2 protein-coding genes and 1 pseudogene are annotated in these 4,901 nt (G+C 62.8%); all 3 read left to right on the top strand.

Translation table 11 applies throughout. The features are described 5' to 3' along the window. Positions 1-300 (top strand): annotated as a pseudogene (locus tag C1D09_RS06760) (SH3 domain-containing protein); the annotation flags it as partial. A gap of 228 nt (positions 301-528) precedes the next feature. Further along, a complete protein-coding gene (gene carB / locus C1D09_RS06755) occupies positions 529-4,032 on the top strand; it encodes a carbamoyl-phosphate synthase large subunit (RefSeq protein WP_143973552.1) in 3,504 nt (1,167 codons plus the stop codon). Between the two features lie 349 nt (positions 4,033-4,381). Beyond that, the coding region (locus C1D09_RS06750; RefSeq protein WP_143973551.1) for a hypothetical protein at positions 4,382-4,901 on the top strand (520 nt) is incomplete at its 3' end.

The raw sequence follows: 4,901 nt of genomic DNA, 5'->3' as shown, positions 1-4,901 counted from the left end.
CTGCCGCCGCAGCCGACCTCCCTTGCCCAGGGCGGCGTCGAAATCCCCTGCGCCCGCTATGTCGGACAGCCGATGCAGCGCTGCGCGGCCGCCGTCGTGCACAAAGGCGCCGACAGGGCCGACATAACCGTGACCTGGCCCGACGGCGGCACGCGCCTCATCTCCTTCTATGCCGGCCTGCCGGCCGGCTCGGACACCAAGGGCGAATTCCGCTTCACCCGCGAGGGCAGCCTGAGCATGATCCGCATCGGCGTCTCCGAACGCTTCGAGATCGCCGACACGGTGGCGTTTGGGCACTAGGGATTGGGCAGTAGGCGCTCGCTCGAGCCGCTTGAAACTTCGCTGCCGTCTGTTGCCTATTCCCTACTGCCCAATTCCCACTGCCTGATCCCGCATTTTCGGGGTTACATCCGCCAAAACTCTTCCCTATAAGGCCCACCTAGCCTGATACCAGAATCGCGAGCACAACCGGCCGGGTCTTCCCGTCCCGGTTTTTTGTGCAAGCCGCCCGCCGAACGGACCTATGACATGCCAAGACGCACTGACATCAAGTCGATCCTGATCATCGGGGCCGGCCCCATCGTCATTGGCCAGGCCTGCGAGTTCGACTATTCCGGAACGCAGGCCTGCAAGGCGCTGAAGGAGGAGGGTTTTCGCGTCATCCTGGTCAATTCCAACCCGGCCACCATCATGACCGACCCGGAACTGGCCGACGCCACCTATATCGAGCCGATCACGCCGGAGGTGGTCGCCAAGATCATCGCCAAGGAGCGGCCCGACGCGCTGCTGCCGACCATGGGCGGCCAGACCGCGCTCAACACCGCCCTGTCGCTGCGCCGCATGGGCGTGCTCGACCGCTACAATGTCGAGATGATCGGCGCCGACGCCACGGCCATCGACAAGGCCGAGGACCGCGCGCTGTTCCGCGAAGCGATGAGCAAGATCGGCCTGGAAACGCCGAAGTCGATGCTGGCCAACGCCACCGACGTCAAGAATGCCGACCGCAAGACGCACGAGGCCGAGCGCGCCGCACTGAAGGCCGAGAAGCCGGAAAACCTCGACGCCGAACTCGACGCGCTGGAAACCCGCTGGAACCTCGGCGAAGGCGACCGCAAGCAGCGCTACATCAGCCATGCCATGGCGATCGCCGCCCAGGCGCTCGACCATGTCGGCCTGCCCGCCATCATCCGCCCCTCCTTCACCATGGGCGGCACCGGCGGCGGCATCGCCTACAACAGGGCCGAATTCTACGACATCGTCCAGTCCGGCCTCGACGCCTCGCCGACCACCGAAGTGCTGATCGAGGAAAGCGTGCTCGGCTGGAAGGAGTACGAGATGGAGGTCGTCCGCGACAAGGCGGACAATTGCATCATCGTCTGCTCGATCGAGAACATCGACCCGATGGGCGTCCATACGGGCGACTCGATCACCGTCGCCCCGGCGCTGACGCTCACGGACAAAGAGTACCAGATGATGCGTAACGCCTCGATCGCGGTGCTGCGCGAGATCGGCGTCGAGACCGGCGGCTCCAACGTGCAGTTCGCCGTCAACCCGGCCGACGGCCGCCTCGTCGTCATCGAAATGAACCCGCGCGTCTCGCGCTCGTCCGCGCTGGCCTCGAAGGCGACCGGCTTCCCCATCGCCAAGATCGCCGCGAAACTCGCCGTCGGCTACACGCTGGATGAGCTGGAGAACGACATCACCGGCGGCGCCACGCCCGCCTCCTTCGAGCCGTCGATCGACTACGTGGTGACGAAGATCCCGCGCTTTGCCTTCGAGAAATTCCCCGGCGCCGAGCCGGTGCTGACAACAGCCATGAAGTCGGTCGGCGAGGTCATGGCCATCGGCCGCACCTTCCAGGAATCGCTGCAGAAGGCGCTGCGTGGGCTGGAAACCGGCCTCACCGGCCTCGACGAGATCGAGATCCCCGGCCTCGGCCACGGGGCGACGGCTGCCAACCATGCCGACGACCGCAACGCCATCCGCGCCGCGCTCGGCACGCCGACGCCGGACCGGCTGCGCATGGTGGCGCAGGCGATCCGCATGGGCACCTCGCTGGAAGACGTGCACGCAATGTGCAAGATCGACCCGTGGTTCCTCGAGCAGATATCAGGCATCCTGGCCATGGAAGCCCGCATCCGCGAGCACGGCTTGCCCGCCGACGCCGTCAATCTGCGCATGCTGAAGGCCATGGGTTTCTCCGACGCCCGCCTCGCCTCGCTGACCAGAACCGACGCCGAAGTCGTGGCGAAGATCCGCGAAAGACTCGACGTTCATCCCGTCTACAAGCGCATCGACACATGCGCGGCCGAATTCGCCTCGCCCACCGCCTACATGTACTCGACCTATGAAGTGCCGTTTGCCGGCGCGCTCGCCAACGAGGCGCAGGTCTCGTCGCGCAAGAAGGTCGTCATCCTCGGCGGCGGCCCGAACCGCATCGGCCAGGGCATCGAGTTCGACTATTGCTGCTGCCATGCGGCCTTCGCGCTGCGCGACGCCGGCTATGAAGCGATCATGGTCAACTGCAACCCGGAGACGGTGTCGACCGACTACGACACGTCGGACCGGCTCTATTTCGACCCGCTGACGGCGGAGGACGTGCTGGAGATCCTGCGCGCCGAGCAGGCCTCGGGCGAGCTGGTCGGCGTCATCGTCCAGTTCGGCGGTCAGACGCCGCTGAAGCTGGCCGACGCGCTGGAAAAGGCCGGCATCCCGATCCTCGGCACCTCGCCCGACATGATCGATCTGGCCGAGGACCGCGACCGCTTCCAGAAACTGCTGCACAAGCTTGGCCTCAGCCAGCCGAAGAACGGCATCGCCTATTCGGTGGAGCAGGCCCGCCTCGTCGCCGGCGAACTCGGTTTCCCGCTGGTGGTGCGCCCCTCCTATGTGCTCGGCGGCCGCGCCATGCAGATCATCCATGACGAGAGCATGCTGCAGACCTATCTGCTCGACACCGTGCCCGGCCTGGTGCCGGAGGACATCAAGCAGAAATACCCCAACGACAAGACCGGCCAGATCAACACGCTGCTGGGCAAGAACCCGCTTTTGTTCGACACCTATCTCTCGGGCGCCATCGAGGTCGATGTCGACTGCCTCTGCGACGGCAAGGCGACCTTCGTCTCCGGCATTCTCGAACACATCGAGGAGGCCGGCATCCATTCGGGCGACAGTGCCTGCTCGCTCCCCGTGCACTCGTTGCCTTCGGAGCTCGTCGACGAGCTCGAACGCCAGACGGCGGCCCTTGCCCGTGCGCTCAATGTCGGCGGCCTGATGAACGTTCAGTACGCGATCAAGGACGGCACGGTCTATGTGCTGGAGGTCAACCCGCGCGCATCGCGCACAGTGCCCTTCGTCGCCAAGACCGTCGGCCGGCCGATCGCCAAAATCGCCGCCCGCATCATGGCCGGCGAGACGCTGGAAGACGCCTTCGCCCATTATGGCGCCATGCCCGACCCCAGGAATCCCGGCCACATCGCTGTCAAGGAAGCCGTATTCCCCTTCGCCCGCTTCCCCGGCGTCGACATCCTGCTTGGCCCGGAAATGCGCTCGACCGGCGAGGTCATGGGCCTCGACCGCGACTTCGCGCTCGCCTTCGCCAAGAGCCAGCTCGGCGCCGGCGTCGACCTGCCACGCTCCGGCACGCTGTTCGTCTCGGTGCGCGACGAGGACAAGAAGGGCATATTGCCGGCGGTCAAGCGCCTGGCCGGCCTCGGCTTCAAGGTGATGGCAACATCGGGCACGGCCCGCTTCCTCGCCGAGAACGGCGTGGTGGCCGAAAAGATCAACAAGGTGCTGGAAGGCCGCCCCCACATCGAGGACGCCATCCGCAACCGCCAGGTCCAGATCGTCTTCAACACGACGGACGGCCAGAAGGCGGTGTCGGACTCCAAGTCGCTCCGGCGCGCCACGCTGATGCAGAAGGTGCCGTATTATACGACCCTGTCGGGTGCTGCGGCGGTGGCCGAGGCGATTGCGGCGCTGAAGGCGGGGAGCCTGGAAGTGCGGCCGCTGCAGGAGTATTTTGCTTAGAGATTAACTCCCTTCTCCCCGTTCCACGGGGAGAAGGTGCCGGCAGGCGGACGAGGGGCAGCGCCGGCGCCTATCTGTGATCCACCGATAACCGATACCTGGCGCTGAGTGACGATCCATCCTCTCCAAAATCGGTTAGATCACTCGCCGACCCGTCGCTGCACATCGTGGGGACTTAGCCGTGTAGCCCATGTTACACCAATGCAACGCCGTGGTGTAGTCCATTGCGCTTAGCCAGGCACCATCCTGCTGTTGTTCGCTACGTCTGCTATTTAATATACAGTTTTGACCAGACTTGATTACGCTGCCACTGCTCCGTAGTCTGAGCTTTTCTAGGGGGAGCGAACCGATGGAGCGGCGTAAAACTGGCGTTGGGCCGAATGTTTCAAAAGCGGGACCAACCAGCACGTTGCAACAATCTACAAAGCCAGGCTCGACCAATCGACAGGGCAAGAGCCACTTGGCGTTTGGAATTGGGTGCTTTAATTTTGCCAGTTTAAGACCTGAAGGCGAGTTAAGCCGGGAATTGTATTTCGCTGATTTGAAAGATTACATCTTATCGGACAAGTTGGTGAAGAATTTTGAGATCGAAATAGAAGACAACACTGTTGTAGATTCGAGCTATAAGCCGCAAAATATAACAGACGACATTGCAGAATGTGGATATGTATACCCATACATTAGCAATTGCCTAGTAAGATTTGAAATACATATTCCTAAACGTGTACAGCAGGATTACATACTTTCGTGGCGTGAGCCGACGTCAGTGGAAGATTTTACAATCGAAATCGACTATTCAGAGGATATACCCGTAACCTATGTGTGGCTTGACGGCAATGAGACGTCCCCATCTACGGCAGTTTCTATAT

Source organism: Mesorhizobium intechi (assembly GCF_002879535.1).
GTDB lineage: Bacteria > Pseudomonadota > Alphaproteobacteria > Rhizobiales > Rhizobiaceae > Mesorhizobium > Mesorhizobium intechi.
Note: the sequence above shows the minus strand (reverse complement) of the source record. Positions and strands in the feature narration are given on the sequence as shown.

Bases quoted from the DNA above. Each gene is read 5' to 3' on its own strand.
- carB (WP_143973552.1), top strand. From the start codon at position 529: ATGCCAAGACGCACTGACATCAAGTCGATCCTGATCATCGGGGCCGGC.